The sequence below is a fragment of the Paenibacillus sp. GCM10028914 genome (assembly GCF_042666275.1).
Classification (GTDB): domain Bacteria; phylum Bacillota; class Bacilli; order Paenibacillales; family Paenibacillaceae; genus Paenibacillus_AQ.
The window spans coordinates 200,538-217,699 of record NZ_JBHTFO010000017.1 but is presented as its reverse complement, the minus strand read 5'-3'; the positions used below and the strand labels follow the sequence as shown (position 1 = coordinate 217,699).

Below are 17,162 nucleotides of genomic sequence, written 5' to 3'. Positions count from 1 at the left end.
TTAATGTTTTCAATCTGGGTTCTTAGCTCAGTTGGTAGAGCAGTTGACTCTTAATCATCAGGTCGAGGGTTCGAACCCCTCAGAACCCATTCAAGAAACGACAGAAATGTCGTTTTTTTTATTAGTATCTTTCTAGGTGCAGCCGTAATGGTTGCGCTTTTTTTTATGCTCAATTCGTTAATGAGAAGAAAGTAGTCATCCCCCTTAAAGTGAGAATAAATATCCCTCTTCAAAAGTATATGTTTAGTAGCACTAAAAGTAAGCGCATACATTTTTAATGTGAAATCACTTTGCTGCATTCAAAAGGAGGGTGAAGAATGAAGGTAGGGAAAAGGAAATTTGTTGTGTTCGCGATTACAGTCTTATGTGTATCGTTGTTATTTGGTTGTACCAGCAATACGAATAAACCAGCTGATTCCAGTGACCCTGGCAAGGGGACGGAGAAAGGTTCAGATACCCCGAAGACAACCATTACCGTTACCTTTAGGGATGATGGGGTTGGTGAGAATGGGACGTTTTATAAATGGATTAAGGAAATGGCTGCAAGCTACCCAGATAAAAGTGTTGAAATTAAACCGACACCGATTCAAGCCTCAGAAGGGGATTATTTTGCAAAAGTCGCTTTAGCGCTTAAATCCAAAGATACTGCACCAGATATCGTGACAGAGGATACATTCATTCTGAATTCGGATGCTAGCGCAGGATTTCTGGAGCCGCTTGATGAGCGACTGAAGGAATGGAAGGACTGGACGGACGGCTCTTTTATTGAAGCAATGAAAAAAGGCGTGACTGCAAGTGATGGAAAAGTATACGGCATACCTTACAATACGGACTCTAGAGGTTTGTGGTATAACAAGGAGATTTTCAGACAAGCCGGCCTTCCGGAGGACTGGCAGCCGAAATCATGGGAGGACATCTTAAACGCAGCAAGAACGATTAAAGAAAAAGCGCCGGATGTGGTTCCTATTTGGATGAACATGGGGAAGGCGACCGGGGAAGCAACATCCATGCAGACCTATGAAATGCTTCTCTATGGAACAGGTGAAAGACTTTATGATGACGCAAGCGGGAAATGGATTATTAAAAGTCAGGGGATCACGGATGCACTTACCTTTATCGAAACAATTAACAAAGAGAAGCTTGGTCCACCATTATCGAAGGTATTGAACGGTCAAGCAGGAAATACGGCGACGCGGGAATATTTGCCGCAAGGCAAGCTTGCGATTTCACTGGATGGATCGTGGATTACAGGCAATTATCTAGCAGAGGGCGCTGCTCCTTGGCCGGAATATAAAGATGTGCTTGGTTTCGCACCAATGCCGACAAGTAAAGGTCAGGAACCGGGATCGATTACGCTAGCTGGAGGATGGGCTTTGTCGATTCCAAGCAACTCGAAGCATAAAGAAGAGGCTTGGAACTTTGTTAAATTTGCACTTAACAAAGAGAACACACAAAAGCTTGTTATCGCCTCTGGTAATATAACAGTTCGATCCGACGTAGCGAACGATCCGGAGTACACCAAGATGCCGTTTAACGAGACCGCTACGGAATATTTACGAAATGCTGAGTTTAGACCTGCACAAGAGAAATATCCAGAAGTTTCAACACAAATACAGACAATGGTAGAGTCGGTGGCTACGGGAACTTCTCCTGCAGACGCAATGAATAAATATGCCCAAGATGTAACAAGAATAGCTGGCGGAGATCATGTCATAGAAAAATAATAGCAACAGCTTGCGTAGGGCAACCCACTTATGCGATGGAACTGCCCTACGCAAGCACTTATTCAGATCTTCAAGACGCGGAAGGAGAACGTAACATGAGCAGTCTTGCGGTTCAAGATTTTAATAAGAAGAGAACAACCTATACATGGCTCTTTTTCTTACTTCCTTCAATTGCGATTATGCTGGTGTTTTTTATTTATCCGATCTTGCTAACCTTCTTCTATTCCTTTACGAATCTTGCGCTGACAGGAGAAGCGGCGAAGGAACTGAAGTTTATTGGGTTCGATAACTATGTCCGCATGTTTGAAGATCCAACCGTCAGAGTGAGCATTTGGAACACCTTAGTCTTCCTAATCGGTTCGGCAGTGATTGGACAACAAGTGCTGGGGTTTCTCATTGCTCTTCTAATGAAGCATAAGAATAAAACGTTCAGACGTGTGATCGGTACGATCGTGCTGGCGGGCTGGGTTACCCCAGAGATTGTATGTGCTTTGTGTTTATACAGCTTTTTCGGGGATGATGGCACACTCAATGCGATCATTACATTCTTCGGTTTCTCTGAGGTCACTTGGCTATTCACGGTTCCTATGCTCACAATCATTCTGGCAAACATATGGCATGGAACAGCATTCTCCATGCTTGTATTTCAGGCGGCTCTCGATGATGTCCCAAACGAGATTGAGGAAGCGGCAGTTGTTGATGGAGCCTCCAGGTGGAAGATTTTCACAAGAATCATTGTCCCATATATCAAAGGTACCATTACTACAAATATGATGCTTGTAACATTGCAGACGCTTGGGGTATTTGGGCTGATCTATGCGATGACTGGCGGTGGACCCGGTACGTCAACAACTACATTACCTATCTTTATGTACAATCAGGCTTTCGTTAATTATCAGCTGGGTTATGGAACTGCGATTTCATTATTACTACTGTTCATTGGGATTGTCCTTAGCCTGCTCTATATTCGATCAATGAAAGAGTAAGGGCTTAGAGCAGAATGCTTTCAATGCATGAATCACCAAACCTTGAGGAGAATTCATATGAATGCCAAACAACGTAAAGTACTCTATCGGATTATGCCGTATACGATTCTTACCTTAATCGGGATCTGTTTTATACTGCCTCTGCTTTGGGTACTAGTGGCATCCGTGGATGCCAATGCCATGCAGTCACTGAAGCTGCCTAAGCATATAACCGCTTCTAATTATATAGAAGTTATTACAAGCAGGGAGAATCAACGTGCTTATCTTATTGGATTATTGATGTCTCTTGGTCAAGCCGTACTCGTCGTGGCACTGTCACTTTTAGCAGCTTATCCGTTATCTCGGTATCAGATAAAGTATAAGAAGCCTTTTATGCTGACGATCTTGTTCATGACTTCTTTGCCGATCACTGCTGTGATGGTCCCTGTTTATCAATTATTTCTCGGCTTGAAGCTGTACGATAATATATTTGGCGTTATTTTATTCTATGTCGCGTCGTCCATGCCATATGGAATCTGGATGATGAAGAACTTTATGGATTCTGTTCCGAATGATCTGGAGGAGGCTGCCTGGGTTGATGGGGCTTCGATCTTCACCGGGATGCGGAAAGTAGTAGCACCCTTAATGATCCCTGGCATTTGTACTGTTGCCATCTTCACCTTTTCCGGAAGCTGGGGCAATTTCTTTGTTCCTTATATTTTGCTACAGACACCTGAGAAATTTCCGGCATCGCTCAAGCTGTACCAGTTCTTCGGACAATACGGTATGGTGGACTATGGCAGTTTGGCAGCGTTCTCGGTACTGTACGCTATTCCAGCGATAATTCTGTATATCCTTTCACAGCAGTTTATGTCTAAAGGATTTGGTCTACAGGGCGGGACGAAAGGTTAAGAACAATCGAAAGAGACAAAGCCATGTCCTAAATCAGGACGTGGCTATAATAATTTATTTCTAGCTTACGAATGGAGAGTAACCTATAATCATAGGATAGACATAAATACAGAATGAGGGAAGATTATGGAGTTTTTGAGAACGTTTTTTGCCCAATCAATTGTTAAGAGAATTTTATTTCTATTGCTGGTCCTCTTGCTGCTGTATAGTTTGCGGCATATGCTAAATCTATTGCTTCTTTTGTTTCTTGTTACCTTTGTTATGGGACGCCTTGAGGGGTATGTGACTAGAAAGCTCAACCGGTTGTTCCCCATTTCTCCACTTATGGTAAACATTCTATTGTACCTGCTGCTTGTATCATCGCTTGTATTCGGACTACTGAATTTTGTACCTAAAATTATTGTTCAAGTTGTGGACATGTTTAATACCATCACCCGGTTTATAAACTCTTCCCAGCAAGATGAATTCGCCCGGGTGGCAGCGGCCGCACTTGAAAAACTGGACTTCCAGAAGTATCTAGGGAATGTCATGGAATATATTAAGATGCTTGGAAAATGGTTGGAGATTATTTTATTCGTGCTATTGCTAAGTTTTTTCTACCTCATTCAAAAGAAGAAGGTTGTAGAATTCACCGAGAAATTTCGTTATAGCAAAATTAGCTGGGCGTATAAAGAGTTTCATTATTTTGGCCAGAAATTCGTCTCATCGTTTGGTAAAGTGATTGAGGTTCAGCTGCTTATTGCGGTATTTAATACCGTTCTAACGATGCTCGGTCTTTGGATTCTTGGATTTCCGTATTTGTTTGCGCTGGCGATTATGGTATTTCTACTAAGCCTCATTCCAGTTGCTGGTGTTATTATTTCTTTCATCCCGATTGGGATCATTGGATATCAGGTTGGTGGTTTTACCTTAGTATTGTGGACGATCCTGATGATCTTGATCATACATGCTTTGGAGACCTATTTCCTTAATCCAAGACTGTATGCTTCCAAAACGAAGTTGCCGATGTTCTACACATTCATCATACTGATCTTCTCACAGCATTATTTAGGGATCTGGGGACTGATTATCGGGATACCGATCTTTATGTTTTTATTAGATGTGCTAGGTGTTGAGCAAACGGAATAAATGAAGTAACGAATAACAATATGACACGTCTTTATAGACGTGTTTTTTATTTGTTGGACAATGATAAAGAATTAGGGTGGGGATTGTGAACCATCAGAACTCGTCAGATTATTGAAGGAATATAACCTAATAATGATTGAAAATATCACAATTATGATTTATTATATCATAAAATAATTGATTACAGCGTTTCAAGGATCCTTTTAGAAAGCGCTATCACAAGGGAGGACTACATTAATGAAAGACAAAGTGAAGATTGGGATGATCGGGTTAGGCAGCCGCGGAATGGGTCTATTAGGGCATATTATTCTTAACATGTCTGATGTCGAGGTCGTTGCGGTATGTGACCGTTATGAGGATAGACACACGAAGGCGGCAGATAAAGTAGAAGAGAAGCACGGCGTGAGACCTTTTGTTACTAATGATTATACTGAAGTACTCGCTATTGCTGAGATTGATGCCGTAGTGATTGGCGCATCATGGGCAGACCATATCGATATTGCGGTTGCTTCCATGGAAGCTGGTAAATATGTGGCTAGCGAAGTTGGCGGTGCCTATTCGGTACAAGAGTGCTGGAGATTAGTAGAAGCTTACGAAAGAACGAAAGTACCTTGCATGATCATGGAAAATTGTTGTTATGGCAGGGATGAGCTTATGGTTCTGAACATGGTTAAGCAAGGGGTATTTGGTGAAATCGTGCACTGTGCCGGTGGATACCAGCATGATTTGAGAGATGAGATTGCCTACGGTTATGAGAATCGCCACTATCGTTTAGATAATTATATCAACCGTAATTGCGAGAACTATCCTACACATGAAATTGGACCGATTGCTCGTATCCTAGATATCAATCGTGGTAACCGCATGGTTTCCCTCGTATCTATGGCCTCCAAAGCAAAAGGTATGAAAGAGTACATAAAGAATGAGAAGAGCAATGATAGTGAGCTGGCTGAGGTTGACTTTATGCAAGGAGACATCGTTACGACAATTATTAAATGTGCTCATGGTGAGACGATTACCATCACGCTGGATACAACATTACCAAGATACTATTCAAGAGGATTTACGGTAAGGGGAACGAAGGGCATGTATTCGGAAGAAAACCATTCGATCTTTATCGATAAAGAGCACGATCATTATTCAGCATGGAATAAGAATTGGGGCAATGCTGATGAATTTAGAGAAAAATATGAGCATCCAATATGGAAGAAATTCTTAGATGAAGGCGTGAAGGGCGGCCATGGCGGTATGGATTGGCTCGTATTCGCTGATTTCTTTGAAAGTGTAAAGAAAGGTACGCAAACGACACTGGATGTATATGATATGGCTTCTTGGATGTGTATTTCAACATTGTCAGAGGATTCGATCGCGATGGGCGGACACCCGGTAGCTATTCCTGACTTTACAAACGGGAAATGGATGACTCGCTAACAAGGAGAATGCAGCATTGGAATTGAAACAATTCTGTGAGGGGATTAAGCTTTCCCCTCCAGCTCAAGAGATTGTTTATACGTACTTGATGAATGAAAATGAGTATCAAAGCTATAAACAGGACTTTTATAACAATCGATTTTCTTTTTTCGAAAGAGTCAAGCAAACCTCAGAATATCGGATACTATTTTTGTATTTATTCGTAAGGTTTGCAGTGGACGCCTATGATGAATATCGGATCAGAGGAATCGAGGATGAGGTTTATTTCGATACTTTCGCGGACATTCAGCTATGGTGTTTGAGATGTAAACATGATTTTGATGAATACGGGATACAGGAGTACAATTGGTTGCAAGAGCATGTCCAGCTCCGGCTATTTAAATTGGGTAGATTGCAGTTCCAGCCTTTTGTATTTGATCGTGACATCGAGCTACAAGGTAGAATGATTTATAAGAATCAAGTGGTGCTGAATGTTCATATTCCGGAGGGAGAACCGCTGACTCCTCACAAAACGCAGGAGTCGTTCGTGAGGGCAAAGACATTTTTTAGAGGAATTACTCCCGTGTTTATATGTCATAGCTGGCTGCTATATCCACAATTAGATGAGGTATTGCCAAGCGACTCAAATATCATTCAGTTTCAAAATGAGTTTCATATTTATGAAGTCGATCCTGATTCGAAAGAAGCTGAACAGCGAATATTTAATGGCTCAAGTTCTGATCCGTCATCTTATGCGGAACATACGACTTTGCAGCGCAGCGCGAAAGCCTATCTGATCGCTGGCAACAAGCTGGGCAGCGGTTTTGGCATCAAAATATGAGGGGGCAAAATTGTGGGTGATTTAAAGCTATGGTATGATCAGCCCTCATCTTTACCGGATGAGACAACAGAACAGAATTGGAACCGGGCACTCCCGATTGGGAACGGACGCCTTGGTGCTATGATATTTGGTGATTGTCCTACGGAACGGATACAGATAAATGAAGAATCCATATGGGCTGGTCCTCCAATGCCTGAACACCTACCTGGAGCCAAAGAGGCCCTTCGTGAAGCAAGGGAGTTGCTGTTTGCTGATAAGTGTGAGGAAGCGGAGAAGTTGGTGCAAGAGAAGGTGCTTTCTCCACATACAGGCCCGAGGAGCTATCAGCCTTTCGGAGATCTATGGATTACGGATCTCAATATTACGGAGCAGCAATCTATCAGCGAATATAGACGCCAATTGGATTTGGATACAGCAGTAGCTAGTGTTTCTTACGTGCATGAAGGGGTTCGTTATTATCGTGAAGCTTTCTCAAGCGCTACAGATCAAGTTCTGATCGTTCATTATTATGCCGAAGAACAAGGACGAATCAATGCAAGGGTAGAGCTGTCAAGGGAAACGGATGCCACTATCGAGGTGCATGGTAAAGATGGCCTCGTGCTCACGGCGCAAGCAGCACATGGAAACACGCATCCTGGAGTTGAATTTTCCGGGATATTGAAGGCGGATGCAGGTGAAGGGGTTGTAAAGCAAGAGGGCAAGTCTCTTATCATAAGTAATGCAGACGTTCTCACATTGTATCTGGCTGTACGTACGAACTATCAATTTAAGAATCCGTCAGAGCCTCTCCAGCATAACTTAACCCAGCAGTGTGAAGCTGATTTGGAGAATGCCTTGAGGAAGTCTTACCTTCAAATCAAAGAGGATCATATTCAAGAGCACCAGCGGTTGTTTCGACGGGTACAGTTTCGTCTGGGAACAGCTGACACACAATCATCATCTCATCAAGACATACCGACTGACCTGAGACTGGAATCATTCCGTAAGGGCAACAAGGATCAAGGACTTCTTACACTGTATTTTCAATACGGTAGATATTTGCTCATTTCCTCAAGTCGCCCTGGATATATGCCTGCGAACCTACAGGGGATATGGAATCCTCAGATGGAAGCACCGTGGGACAGTGACTATCATATTAACATCAATATTCAGATGAACTATTGGCCTGCTCAAGTGACGAATCTGTCTGAATGTCATCTCCCTTATTTTCAACTGCTGGAAGGCTTAGTCGAGAATGGGCGGAAGACAGCTCGTGAAGTGTATGACTGTAGCGGCTTTGTAGCTCATTATACGACGGATGCATGGTTGTTTACTGCACCAGTTGGAAATGTGTTGTATGGTATGTGGCCGATGGGAGCAGGCTGGTGTGTCCGCGATTTCATGGAATATTATCGTTTCACAGGGGATCGTGAATTTCTATCCGATCGTGCTTATCCTATCTTGAAAGAAGCAGCTCTCTTCTTCCTGGATTGGCTCGTAAGACATCCGAATACGGGGCAGTGGATATCAGGTCCTTCAACTTCGCCAGAGAATACCTACCTGTCACCTGCAGGAAATCCGGTTGCTTTATGTATGGCACCGGCGATGGATCAGCAGATTATATGGGATGTGTTTACTTGTGTGACGGAAGCGGCCAATGAACTAGGGATACAGGATGATTTCACGAAGAAGGTTACTGAAGTGTTTAGCGAACTGGCTATGCCGAATATCGGTCCCGATGGACGGCTTCTGGAGTGGTGTGATCCACTGCAGGAAGCTGAGCCAGGTCATCGTCATATTTCTCATTTATATGCGCTTTATCCTGGTGAGCAATATAGTTATAACAACACGCCGGCTGAAATGGAAGCAGCCCGCAAGTCGCTGGAATATCGCTTGCAGCATGGTGGCGGTCATACGGGTTGGAGCAGAGCTTGGATTATTAATTTCTGGTCCCGATTAAAGGATGGGGAGAAGGCCCTCTTCAATCTCGAACAGTTGCTTGAGCACTCGACGCTGCCGAACCTGTTTGATAACCATCCACCCTTCCAAATCGATGGGAATTTTGGCGGGACGGCTGGTATTGCTGAGATGCTGCTTCATAGTCACTCAGGTTCGATCGAATTGCTTCCGGCTCTTCCGAAGGCATGGGATAACGGCGAGGTTACAGGTCTTAGAGCACGCGGCGGGTTTGAAGTGGATATGGAGTGGGAGCAGGGCAAGTTGAAGCAATGCAATGTATTATCGCTGAACGGCGGAATATGCAAAGTTTCATATTCAGGGAAACAAACTGTTTTGAGCACAGAAGCAGGTAAGAGTTATATCATTGATTTTTCATAAATTTTGAGGCTGAACACATCAATCATTTGTCATTGGACAGGTGGTTTATGTGTTTTTTGCTGTAGAGGGTTATGGTGCAGGGTGACTGTCTGATAGGTGATTATATTAACGAGCAGGATGCAGACGGTTGATAATCGTATATATCCAATTCTCCGTGGAGACAATGAACCTGAAGAATTGAGCGTTTGGATTTTATTCGAATCGGAATTGCCACTCATTTGTGGTATGATTTACACAGCCAATATTCACGAGTGTGGGTATGCGTTCACTACCTTCTATGGATTGGAGTAATATTGATGAGCTATCGGAATCTAGAAGAATGCATTATCGATTTAGAGAAGAACGGGCATCTGGTTCGTATTCATGAAGAGGTTGATCCTGATCTTGAAATGGCAGCTATACATAGGAGAGTTTATGATGCTGGTGGTCCAGCACTTTTGTTCGAGAATGTTAAAGGTTCGAAGTATCGTGCGGTGTCTAATCTGTTTGGTACGATCGAACGAAGCAAGTTTATATTTAAGGATACTTGGAATGCAGCACAGAATGCAATAGCTGTTCGAAACAATCCGATGCAGGTTGTTAAGAATCCATTCAAATATATTGGAACCGGAATATCAGGAAGCAAAGCCTTGCCTTTAAAAAAATCCGGCAACCAGCTCACTGGGTTTCAGGAGATTCAAATATCGGACATTCCGCTTATTAAGAGCTGGAAAGATGATGGCGGTGCTTTTGTTACGTTGCCCCAAGTATATTCGGAGGACCCTGAGAAGCCGGGCATTATGAACTCCAACTTAGGGATGTACCGTGTTCAGCTTAACGGGAATGACTATGTGATGAATAAGGAAGTGGGAGTACACTATCAGATTCATCGCGGCATAGGAATCCATCAGGACAAAGCGACTAAACAGGGGAAACCTTTGAAAGTAAGTGTGTTTATCGGTGGCCCACCAGCACACACACTTTCAGCGATTATGCCTTTGCCTGAAGGGATGAGTGAATTGACTTTTGCGGGACTGCTCGCAGGTCGTCATTTTAGGTACAGCTATGTAGACGGGTATTGTATCAGCCTAGATGCGGATTTTGTGATTACTGGTGAAATCCATCCTGGTGATACCAAGCCAGAGGGACCCTTTGGTGATCACTTGGGCTACTATAGTTTAGTCCATCCTTTCCCAGTGATGAAAGTGCATAAAGTATATGCCAAGCAGAACGCCATATTCCCATTTACTGTGGTCGGACGTCCGCCGCAAGAGGATACCTCGTTTGGTGAATTGATTCATGAGCTGACAGGGGGAGCGATTCGGAAGGAAATCCCTGGGGTGAAAGAAGTGCATGCTGTTGATGCGGCAGGCGTACACCCGCTTTTGTTCGCGATCGGCAGTGAACGCTATACGCCTTACGAGCAAGTGAAACAGCCTGCTGAAATTCTTACTCAAGCGAATCGGATTTTAGGAACTGGCCAATTAAGTTTAGCGAAGTATTTATTCATTACTGCGGAAGAAAAGCAGTCGCTGAGCACATACAAGATCGAGGAGTATTTGTCTTATATTTTGGAGCGAATCGATCTGCAGAGAGATCTTCATTTCCAGACGAACACTACGATTGATACCTTGGATTATTCAGGGACAGGTTTAAATACGGGAAGTAAAGTCATATTTGCCGCAGTAGGAGAGAAGAAAAGGGAGCTTTGTCATGAAGTCCCGAAAATTCTGAAAGATCTTCCGGGGTATGATCATGCGAGCTGGATTATGCCTGGAGTCGTAGCGATTCAAGGCCCGAAATTTACAAGTTATGAAGAAGCTCAGCAGCAAATGAATGAATTTAGTAATACGATACGGGAGAAGGGCGAGCTTGATTCTTGTCCAATGATTATCCTGTGCGACGATAGTTCCTTTATGAGCGAAACATTGAGTAACTTCTTGTGGGCAACTTTTACACGAAGCAATCCGTCACATGATATTTATGGTATAAATAGTCGCTTTGAACACAAGCACTGGGGCTGTGATAATGTAATTATTGATGCCCGTACCAAGCCTCATCAGGCACCGCCGTTAATCCCTGATCCAATTGTGGAAAAGAACATCGAGCGATTGTTCGAAAAAGGCGCAGTATTAGGTGGTATTCAGAAGTAAGTTCCATTTACAAAAAAGGAACACGTCATTAATGGCGTGTTTTTTTTTGTTTTCTATTTTTTTCATAACAAAATGTGACCAAAGGACGTCCATAGTTGTGTTAAGGGTATAAGGAGGTCAGATTATCATGCAGACGGATTCGCTCCGGCCGGGCGGAGATATAGCAGAAGCCTATCAAATTTATGGCAGTATGCTGTTTAAAATAGCGATGGTTCATCTGGGTAACAAAGAAGATGCGGAAGAAGCTATGCAAGAAACGTTTATTAAGCTGTTGTATAAATCACCTGATTTTAGAGACCTAGAGCATAAAAAGGCCTGGTTGATCCGTGTTATGACGAACCATTGTAAAAATATGCAGGGCAGTCTGTGGCGCAAGCGCGTTATGAAAGTAGAGCAAATCGATGATTATTTCGAATTTACCTCCCCTGACCGCGTACTTATGGATCATGTCTTAAAACTGCCGTTCAAGTATAAGACGGTGATTCATCTATATTATTATGAAGATTATTCCGTACGGGAGATTGCTGGAATCCTGCAAATCAAGGAATCTGCGGTAAAGATGCGTTTAAATCGCGGCAGGAAGCTGCTCAGAATGGACTTGGAAGGAGAAGAATGAATCATGAATCGGAAAGATTATAAGAAAATGATGGATAAGATCGAGCCGGATGAAAGGATGAAGTATCGGATCATTCAAGGGGTCAGACTCTCGAATAAAAACACAAACACCAAAATGAGTGTTAGTCGTAACCGAATAAACCGATTGGTGAAAGCCACAGCTGGACTGGCAGCGATCGCATGTATTGGAATAGTTATTGCTTTAACTTCGAACAATGAGAGTTCACCTACTGTCACATCCCAGAATCGGGGACCTAACGTGAATATGGTCAATGATTCCCAATCCGTGACAATACCCAAGATAGAACTACCAAATGAATCCAGTGCGAAAGCCGATATGATTGGACTAATTGTCTATAAAGGCAACATCTATACGCAAACGGGTACTTCAATATCACCTGAAATCGCAAAGCAGCTACGAGGAGATCAACTTGGACGCTCGAAAGCAGGAATCGATGAATGGAGCACATCTGCTGATTATACAGAATTAGCTTCTAACATCGGCCAAATGGATGTGTTCTCGGTAAAAGGGTACGATACTGATTTTAGAATCATGTCATATCTCGAGGTTGAAGGGCAGATTTATGCCGAATTGTATGAACACCTTAACGGGATTACGATTGCTAAAGGTGAGGATTTAATTGGCAAGCTACATTTGAAAGACCATATTGAATCCGTAAAATGGCAGGATTTCAACAACTGGAATAATGGTGGGAAGACTTTTACGGATCTTCAAGTTAATCAGATATTAGAGCAGTTCATCACTGCTTTATATGAGGCTAAACCTGTAGCAGGGTATCAGTTGTATAAAGCGGGGATATATGAATCTGGTACAGAGAATCAGAAGTTTCTTTATTTGAAGCTACAGGATCAGACAGAGGTAAAGCTGAGGTTGTTTAAGGACGGAAATTATGTGAGTTATGCAAATGCAGATGTCTTCTTACAAGTCGACGCTGCTACCTTTGATGCACTTTGGGAACAGATGTAGTTAGTCGTTTATAACCCTTGCTTAGCAAGGGTTATTTATGTCTGGGAAATCACACGTAGAGGATAGTAAAAAAATCCAAAACTATGACATTTTATACTTACTTTTATATAGCCACTGTGATAAAATAATATAAAAGCTGTATACATAAGGAGAGTCTGACATGAACCAAGTAGCGAATTCATTTACAGAGCTTTTAAAATCAAGAAGATCTGCCATGAAATTTAACCCGGATGTTCCGATCAGTAGAGAGGAACTTGAAGAAATGTTCAGCCTCGTGAAGTATGCCCCATCCGCCTTTAATTTACAGCACGCACATTATGCGGTTGTTACGGATAAAGCTTCAAAAGAGAAAGTATATGACGCAGCATATAAGCAGTACAAGGTGCTTAGCAGCTCAGCAGCGATTGTTGTTCTCGGCGATCTGGAAGCCTACCATGATATCGGCCCAATGAACGAGGGGATGCTAAACCTCGGTATCATCGATCAGCTTGAATTTGATCAAACCGTCCAAGAAGTGCATTCGATGTATGAATCCAAAGGCGATCAATTTAAGCGTGATGAGGCGATCCGTAATGCAAGTCTATCTGCGATGCAGTTCATGCTAATTGCCAAAGATCGAGGATGGGATACTTGTCCGATGATCGGATTTGATGAGGATGCGATCATGCAAGCTCTTCAGATCCCTGAGCGTTATGTGCCGGTTATGCTCATCACTTTAGGTAAGGAAGATACGAGTCGACAACGACCACGCGGCTATCGTAAGCCGAATGGTGAGTTCGTTACATATTACGGAGAATAAGACCTTACAGTTATATACAATAATGATAAAGCTCTTCCCATGTTTGATCGGGGAGAGCTTTTTTTTACGATTAATTTTGTATTGCATTTTATTGGAATTTGAAGGAATATATAATTCTCATGAAATTATTGACAAGGGGATTGTGCCGAGTTTTTCTGATTAGCCTTGTGCCTTTATACAAAAGTGTTTTTTCATCAACGCAAAGGAGCGGATAAAGTGCTCAGAAAGACGATTATAATTTGTCTAATTAGCTTGGTTTCCTTCTTGTTCATTCCGCTGTCGATTTTCATTGACAACGATCGATCAAAAGATGAATTGCAGGTTCGAAAAGGCGTCATGGACCTGACAACGTGGAATTATGACCAGAATAAACGTATTAAACTGGATGGTGAATGGGAGTTTTATTGGAATCGGTTGTTAACTCCTGAGTATTTTAATCGTTTGGGTACAGAGAGTCCCCCTTCTACCGCTTTCATGGAAGTTCCCTCACAGTGGAATGGAAAAATAGTTAACGGCGAGTCTTTATCTGCGTATGGTTCCGCTACTTATCGGATGGTACTAAAAAATGTGCCCTTCAGTGGGGAATTTGCGTTAAAAAAGACGAATATCCGATTTTCAAGTACGATATATGTAAATGGGAACAAACTGTTTCAGGACGGAGAGCCTTCTGGGGAAGAAGCTACTTATCAATCAGGCAATATACCTCAAATGGGGTTATTCTCCTCGGACCAGAAAGACATCGAAATAATTATCCAAGTTGCGAATTACGACTACATCAATGCTGGTATTCCTGTATCTATCTATTTTGGTGAGCAGACCGCAATGATTGATCATCAGCAGAAGAGTATGGTGCGTGAATTCAGTATACTTGCTATTCTAGTTATTCTTGCGTTTATATATTTCATTTGTTTTGTAGTAGTAGCATCGTTCCATCATAAAAATGACTATACCTTGCTGCTATTTGCTGTTATTTGCTTGTTGTTTTCGATATATCATGGTCTGTCAGGTGAGCGTTCAGTCTTATTGTTTGTTCCTGAAATTTCTTTCGAACTAATATATAAAGTGAAAGATATTAGCTCAATGGCCTGCTTTATTGTACTAGCTATCTTCTTTTATCAATTGCAGAAAAGCATGATTTCATTAAAGCTAACGCAAGTCGTAACGGCTGTGCTGGGCACTTTTCTCATTGCGATACCGTTCCTTCCTATTGGTACTTACACAGTCGTTCAGTCTTATCTTATTATTTTCTATGAAATTTTGTTAATTTGGTTGCTCTTGAAATCTGCGATTTTTTATATACGCAGTTCCTTAAATAACCGCATTAATTCTTTGTTACTATTCATGGCTGTTCTCACCATTAACCTGTATTCTATTGACATGATCCTAGTGGCTCTTTCTTTGAAAGAAAATTATTGGCTTGGACAACTATATATTATTGGATTAAATATCATCATGATCTTTCTAATTGTTAATCGCTTTTTCGAAGCGTATCGCACGATAGAAGAAATGAAAAATGAGCTGCTTCAGCTAGATAAGGTTAAAGATGATTTTCTTTCTAGTACTTCGCATGAATTGAAAACGCCTTTAAATGCCATCGTGAACATTGTGGATACACTTCTCAAAGGTGTGGAGGGACCGGTTACCGAAAAGCAAGCGCAGAATTTGGGTATTGTGATGAACAGTGGAAGAAGACTAACTCATATTGTAAATGAATTACTTGATTATTCGAAAATGAAACATGGCGATATTGCTTTGTACAAAAGCAGTATGAACATAAAAGCCATTGTTGATTCGGTAATCAAAATGCATACGTTCCTCTTGGGAGGTAAGGAGATTACGTTGGTTAACCTTGTCTCTGAGGATTTTCCTAAGGTTTATGCCGACGGTAATCGTCTAATCCAAGTTTTGCACAATTTGATTGGCAATGCGGTTAAATATTCCGATTATGGTGTTATTGAAGTAAACGCTGAAGTTATTGGTCCGATGGTTCAACTTCAAGTAAGAGATACAGGTATCGGTATCGACGATCATATGCTAGATCGGCTTTTCATGCCCTTTGAACAGGGGGATACTGTCGAAAGTAATCAATATGGCGGAACCGGCTTAGGGTTAAGTATCACTAAGAAGCTGGTGGAGCTTCAAGGCGGCACTATTCGGGTGGACTCCCGTCCGGGGAAGGGCTCGGTATTTACCTTCACGATTCCACTTGCAGGTTCCGACTCAAATGAATTAATCGAACAAGCGCCTTCGACAGAATTGTCGTCAAAGGAATTAGTTACTGCGAGAATAGAGTACCCGCTTTATGTCCAAGGAGAGATTGATGAACCGATTCTCGTTGTGGACGATGATTACGCTAATCTTCAATCCATGATCAATCTGTTAAAGTTGGAGAGATATTCTTTCGTGGTAGTGAATAGTGGACTATTGGCACTGGATGAGCTATCGAAGAAACATGATTTTTTTCTAGTTATATTGGATATCACGATGACTGACATGAGTGGTTACGAGGTTTTGAAAAAGATTAGAGAGAGGTCTTCTCTCTTTGAGCTTCCCGTATTAATGCTGACGGCTCAGAACAGAGTTGATGATATGAAATTATCGCTGGACTATGGTGCGAATGATTTTGTGGGTAAGCCGTTTGAAGCAGAAGAGTTAATGGCACGGGTCAAAAGTTTGACGAAACTGAAATCTTCTGTAAAAAATGCTAAGGCTACGGAAATCGCGTTCTTACGTTCCCAGATTAAGCCTCATTTTCTGTACAATGCCCTTAATTCTATAGCTGAACTATGTGTCGATGATCCTGTACAAGCAGAGGAGTTAACATTACAACTTTCTCAGTATTTGAGAAGTAGCTTTGATTTCAAGCAATTGGATTCACATACGACATTGGAAAAAGAGTTGGAGCTGGTAAAAGCATACGTCAATATTGAAAAAGCGCGTTTTGGTACAAGATTGCAAGTAGATTATGAAGTGGATGCAAATCCTTACACACTCCTTCCGCCGCTGATCCTTCAGCCATTAGTAGAAAATGCGATAAGACATGGTCTGATGTCCAGTATCAAAGGAGGAACAGTAAAAATATCTGTAGTAGAGGAGCATGGAGTAATTCGTTTTTCTGTAATAGACAACGGATGTGGCATGAATGAATTTAGACTGGACCAAGTGTTAAAGCCCAGTACAGATAAAAAGGGCGTAGGACTATGGAATATTAGTCAACGCTTCAAGCTACTTTATGATAGGAGCATTATGATTGAAAGTGCAGAAGGAATGGGTACGAAGGTTTCCTTCGAGATTCCTGTTGAGCCGTTCAATAATCGGGCAGGAGGTTGAAG

Annotated in this window: 13 protein-coding genes and 1 tRNA gene; all 14 read left to right on the top strand. The window is 42.1% G+C overall.

Annotated features, from left to right (window positions below):
* Positions 1–16: 16 nt before the first annotated feature.
* The 14 genes from ACFQV5_RS18550 to ACFQV5_RS18485 all read left to right on the top strand — a co-directional run bounded on the left by ACFQV5_RS18550 (position 17) and on the right by ACFQV5_RS18485 (position 17,160).
* Positions 17–89 (top strand) — tRNA-Lys (locus ACFQV5_RS18550).
* A 228-nt stretch (positions 90–317) separates the two neighbouring features.
* Complete coding sequence (locus ACFQV5_RS18545; protein ID WP_379248857.1) at positions 318–1,724, top strand: ABC transporter substrate-binding protein; 1,407 nt, start codon at positions 318–320, stop codon at positions 1,722–1,724.
* A gap of 95 nt (positions 1,725–1,819) precedes the next feature.
* Positions 1,820–2,710, top strand: coding sequence for a carbohydrate ABC transporter permease (locus tag ACFQV5_RS18540; RefSeq protein WP_379248856.1), 891 nt, complete (start codon positions 1,820–1,822; stop codon positions 2,708–2,710).
* Positions 2,711–2,767: 57 nt separating this feature from the next.
* Entirely contained in the window at positions 2,768–3,601 is an 834-nt protein-coding gene (locus tag ACFQV5_RS18535) for a carbohydrate ABC transporter permease (RefSeq protein ID WP_379248855.1), read from the top strand.
* Positions 3,602–3,727: 126 nt separating this feature from the next.
* Positions 3,728–4,729, top strand: a complete 1,002-nt coding sequence (locus tag ACFQV5_RS18530; protein ID WP_379248854.1) for an AI-2E family transporter — start codon at positions 3,728–3,730, stop codon at positions 4,727–4,729.
* 237 nt (positions 4,730–4,966) lie between these two features.
* Positions 4,967–6,160 carry a Gfo/Idh/MocA family protein gene (locus ACFQV5_RS18525; RefSeq protein WP_379248853.1) on the top strand — a complete coding sequence of 398 codons (1,194 nt, stop codon included), beginning with the start codon at positions 4,967–4,969 and terminating at the stop codon, positions 6,158–6,160.
* Positions 6,161–6,176: 16 nt separating this feature from the next.
* On the top strand, positions 6,177–6,980 hold the full coding sequence (locus ACFQV5_RS18520) for an acyltransferase domain-containing protein (RefSeq protein ID WP_379248852.1): 804 nt from the start codon (positions 6,177–6,179) through the stop codon (positions 6,978–6,980).
* Between the two features lie 12 nt (positions 6,981–6,992).
* The gene (locus ACFQV5_RS18515; protein ID WP_379248851.1) at positions 6,993–9,296 is read left to right on the top strand and encodes a glycoside hydrolase family 95 protein; all 2,304 of its coding nucleotides are present in this window, start codon (positions 6,993–6,995) and stop codon (positions 9,294–9,296) included.
* Between the two features lie 117 nt (positions 9,297–9,413).
* The gene (locus tag ACFQV5_RS18510) at positions 9,414–9,587 is read left to right on the top strand and encodes a hypothetical protein (RefSeq protein WP_379248850.1); all 174 of its coding nucleotides are present in this window, start codon (positions 9,414–9,416) and stop codon (positions 9,585–9,587) included.
* 5 nt (positions 9,588–9,592) lie between these two features.
* The gene (locus tag ACFQV5_RS18505) at positions 9,593–11,428 is read left to right on the top strand and encodes a UbiD family decarboxylase (RefSeq protein ID WP_379248849.1); all 1,836 of its coding nucleotides are present in this window, start codon (positions 9,593–9,595) and stop codon (positions 11,426–11,428) included.
* Between the two features lie 127 nt (positions 11,429–11,555).
* Positions 11,556–12,044, top strand: a complete 489-nt coding sequence (locus ACFQV5_RS18500) for an RNA polymerase sigma factor (protein WP_379248848.1) — start codon at positions 11,556–11,558, stop codon at positions 12,042–12,044.
* A 3-nt stretch (positions 12,045–12,047) separates the two neighbouring features.
* Positions 12,048–13,031, top strand: a complete 984-nt coding sequence (locus ACFQV5_RS18495) for a hypothetical protein (RefSeq protein ID WP_379248847.1) — start codon at positions 12,048–12,050, stop codon at positions 13,029–13,031.
* 160 nt (positions 13,032–13,191) lie between these two features.
* Positions 13,192–13,830 (top strand): nitroreductase family protein, encoded by a 639-nt coding sequence (locus ACFQV5_RS18490; RefSeq protein WP_379248846.1) that lies wholly within the window; start codon positions 13,192–13,194, stop codon positions 13,828–13,830.
* 216 nt (positions 13,831–14,046) lie between these two features.
* A complete protein-coding gene (locus ACFQV5_RS18485) occupies positions 14,047–17,160 on the top strand; it encodes an ATP-binding protein (protein WP_379248845.1) in 3,114 nt (1,037 codons plus the stop codon).
* Positions 17,161–17,162 lie beyond the last annotated feature (2 nt).

What these genes read in the sequence shown, in the direction of transcription:
- ACFQV5_RS18545 (WP_379248857.1), top strand. Translation starts at nt 318, where the DNA reads ATGAAGGTAGGGAAAAGGAAATTTGTTGTGTTCGCGATTACAGTCTTA.
- ACFQV5_RS18540 (WP_379248856.1), top strand. Translation starts at nt 1,820, where the DNA reads ATGAGCAGTCTTGCGGTTCAAGATTTTAATAAGAAGAGAACAACCTAT.
- ACFQV5_RS18535 (WP_379248855.1), top strand. Translation starts at nt 2,768, where the DNA reads ATGAATGCCAAACAACGTAAAGTACTCTATCGGATTATGCCGTATACG.
- ACFQV5_RS18530 (WP_379248854.1), top strand. Translation starts at nt 3,728, where the DNA reads ATGGAGTTTTTGAGAACGTTTTTTGCCCAATCAATTGTTAAGAGAATT.
- ACFQV5_RS18525 (WP_379248853.1), top strand. Translation starts at nt 4,967, where the DNA reads ATGAAAGACAAAGTGAAGATTGGGATGATCGGGTTAGGCAGCCGCGGA.
- ACFQV5_RS18510 (WP_379248850.1), top strand. Translation starts at nt 9,414, where the DNA reads ATGCAGACGGTTGATAATCGTATATATCCAATTCTCCGTGGAGACAAT.
- ACFQV5_RS18505 (WP_379248849.1), top strand. Translation starts at nt 9,593, where the DNA reads ATGAGCTATCGGAATCTAGAAGAATGCATTATCGATTTAGAGAAGAAC.
- ACFQV5_RS18500 (WP_379248848.1), top strand. Translation starts at nt 11,556, where the DNA reads ATGCAGACGGATTCGCTCCGGCCGGGCGGAGATATAGCAGAAGCCTAT.
- ACFQV5_RS18495 (WP_379248847.1), top strand. Translation starts at nt 12,048, where the DNA reads ATGAATCGGAAAGATTATAAGAAAATGATGGATAAGATCGAGCCGGAT.
- ACFQV5_RS18490 (WP_379248846.1), top strand. Translation starts at nt 13,192, where the DNA reads ATGAACCAAGTAGCGAATTCATTTACAGAGCTTTTAAAATCAAGAAGA.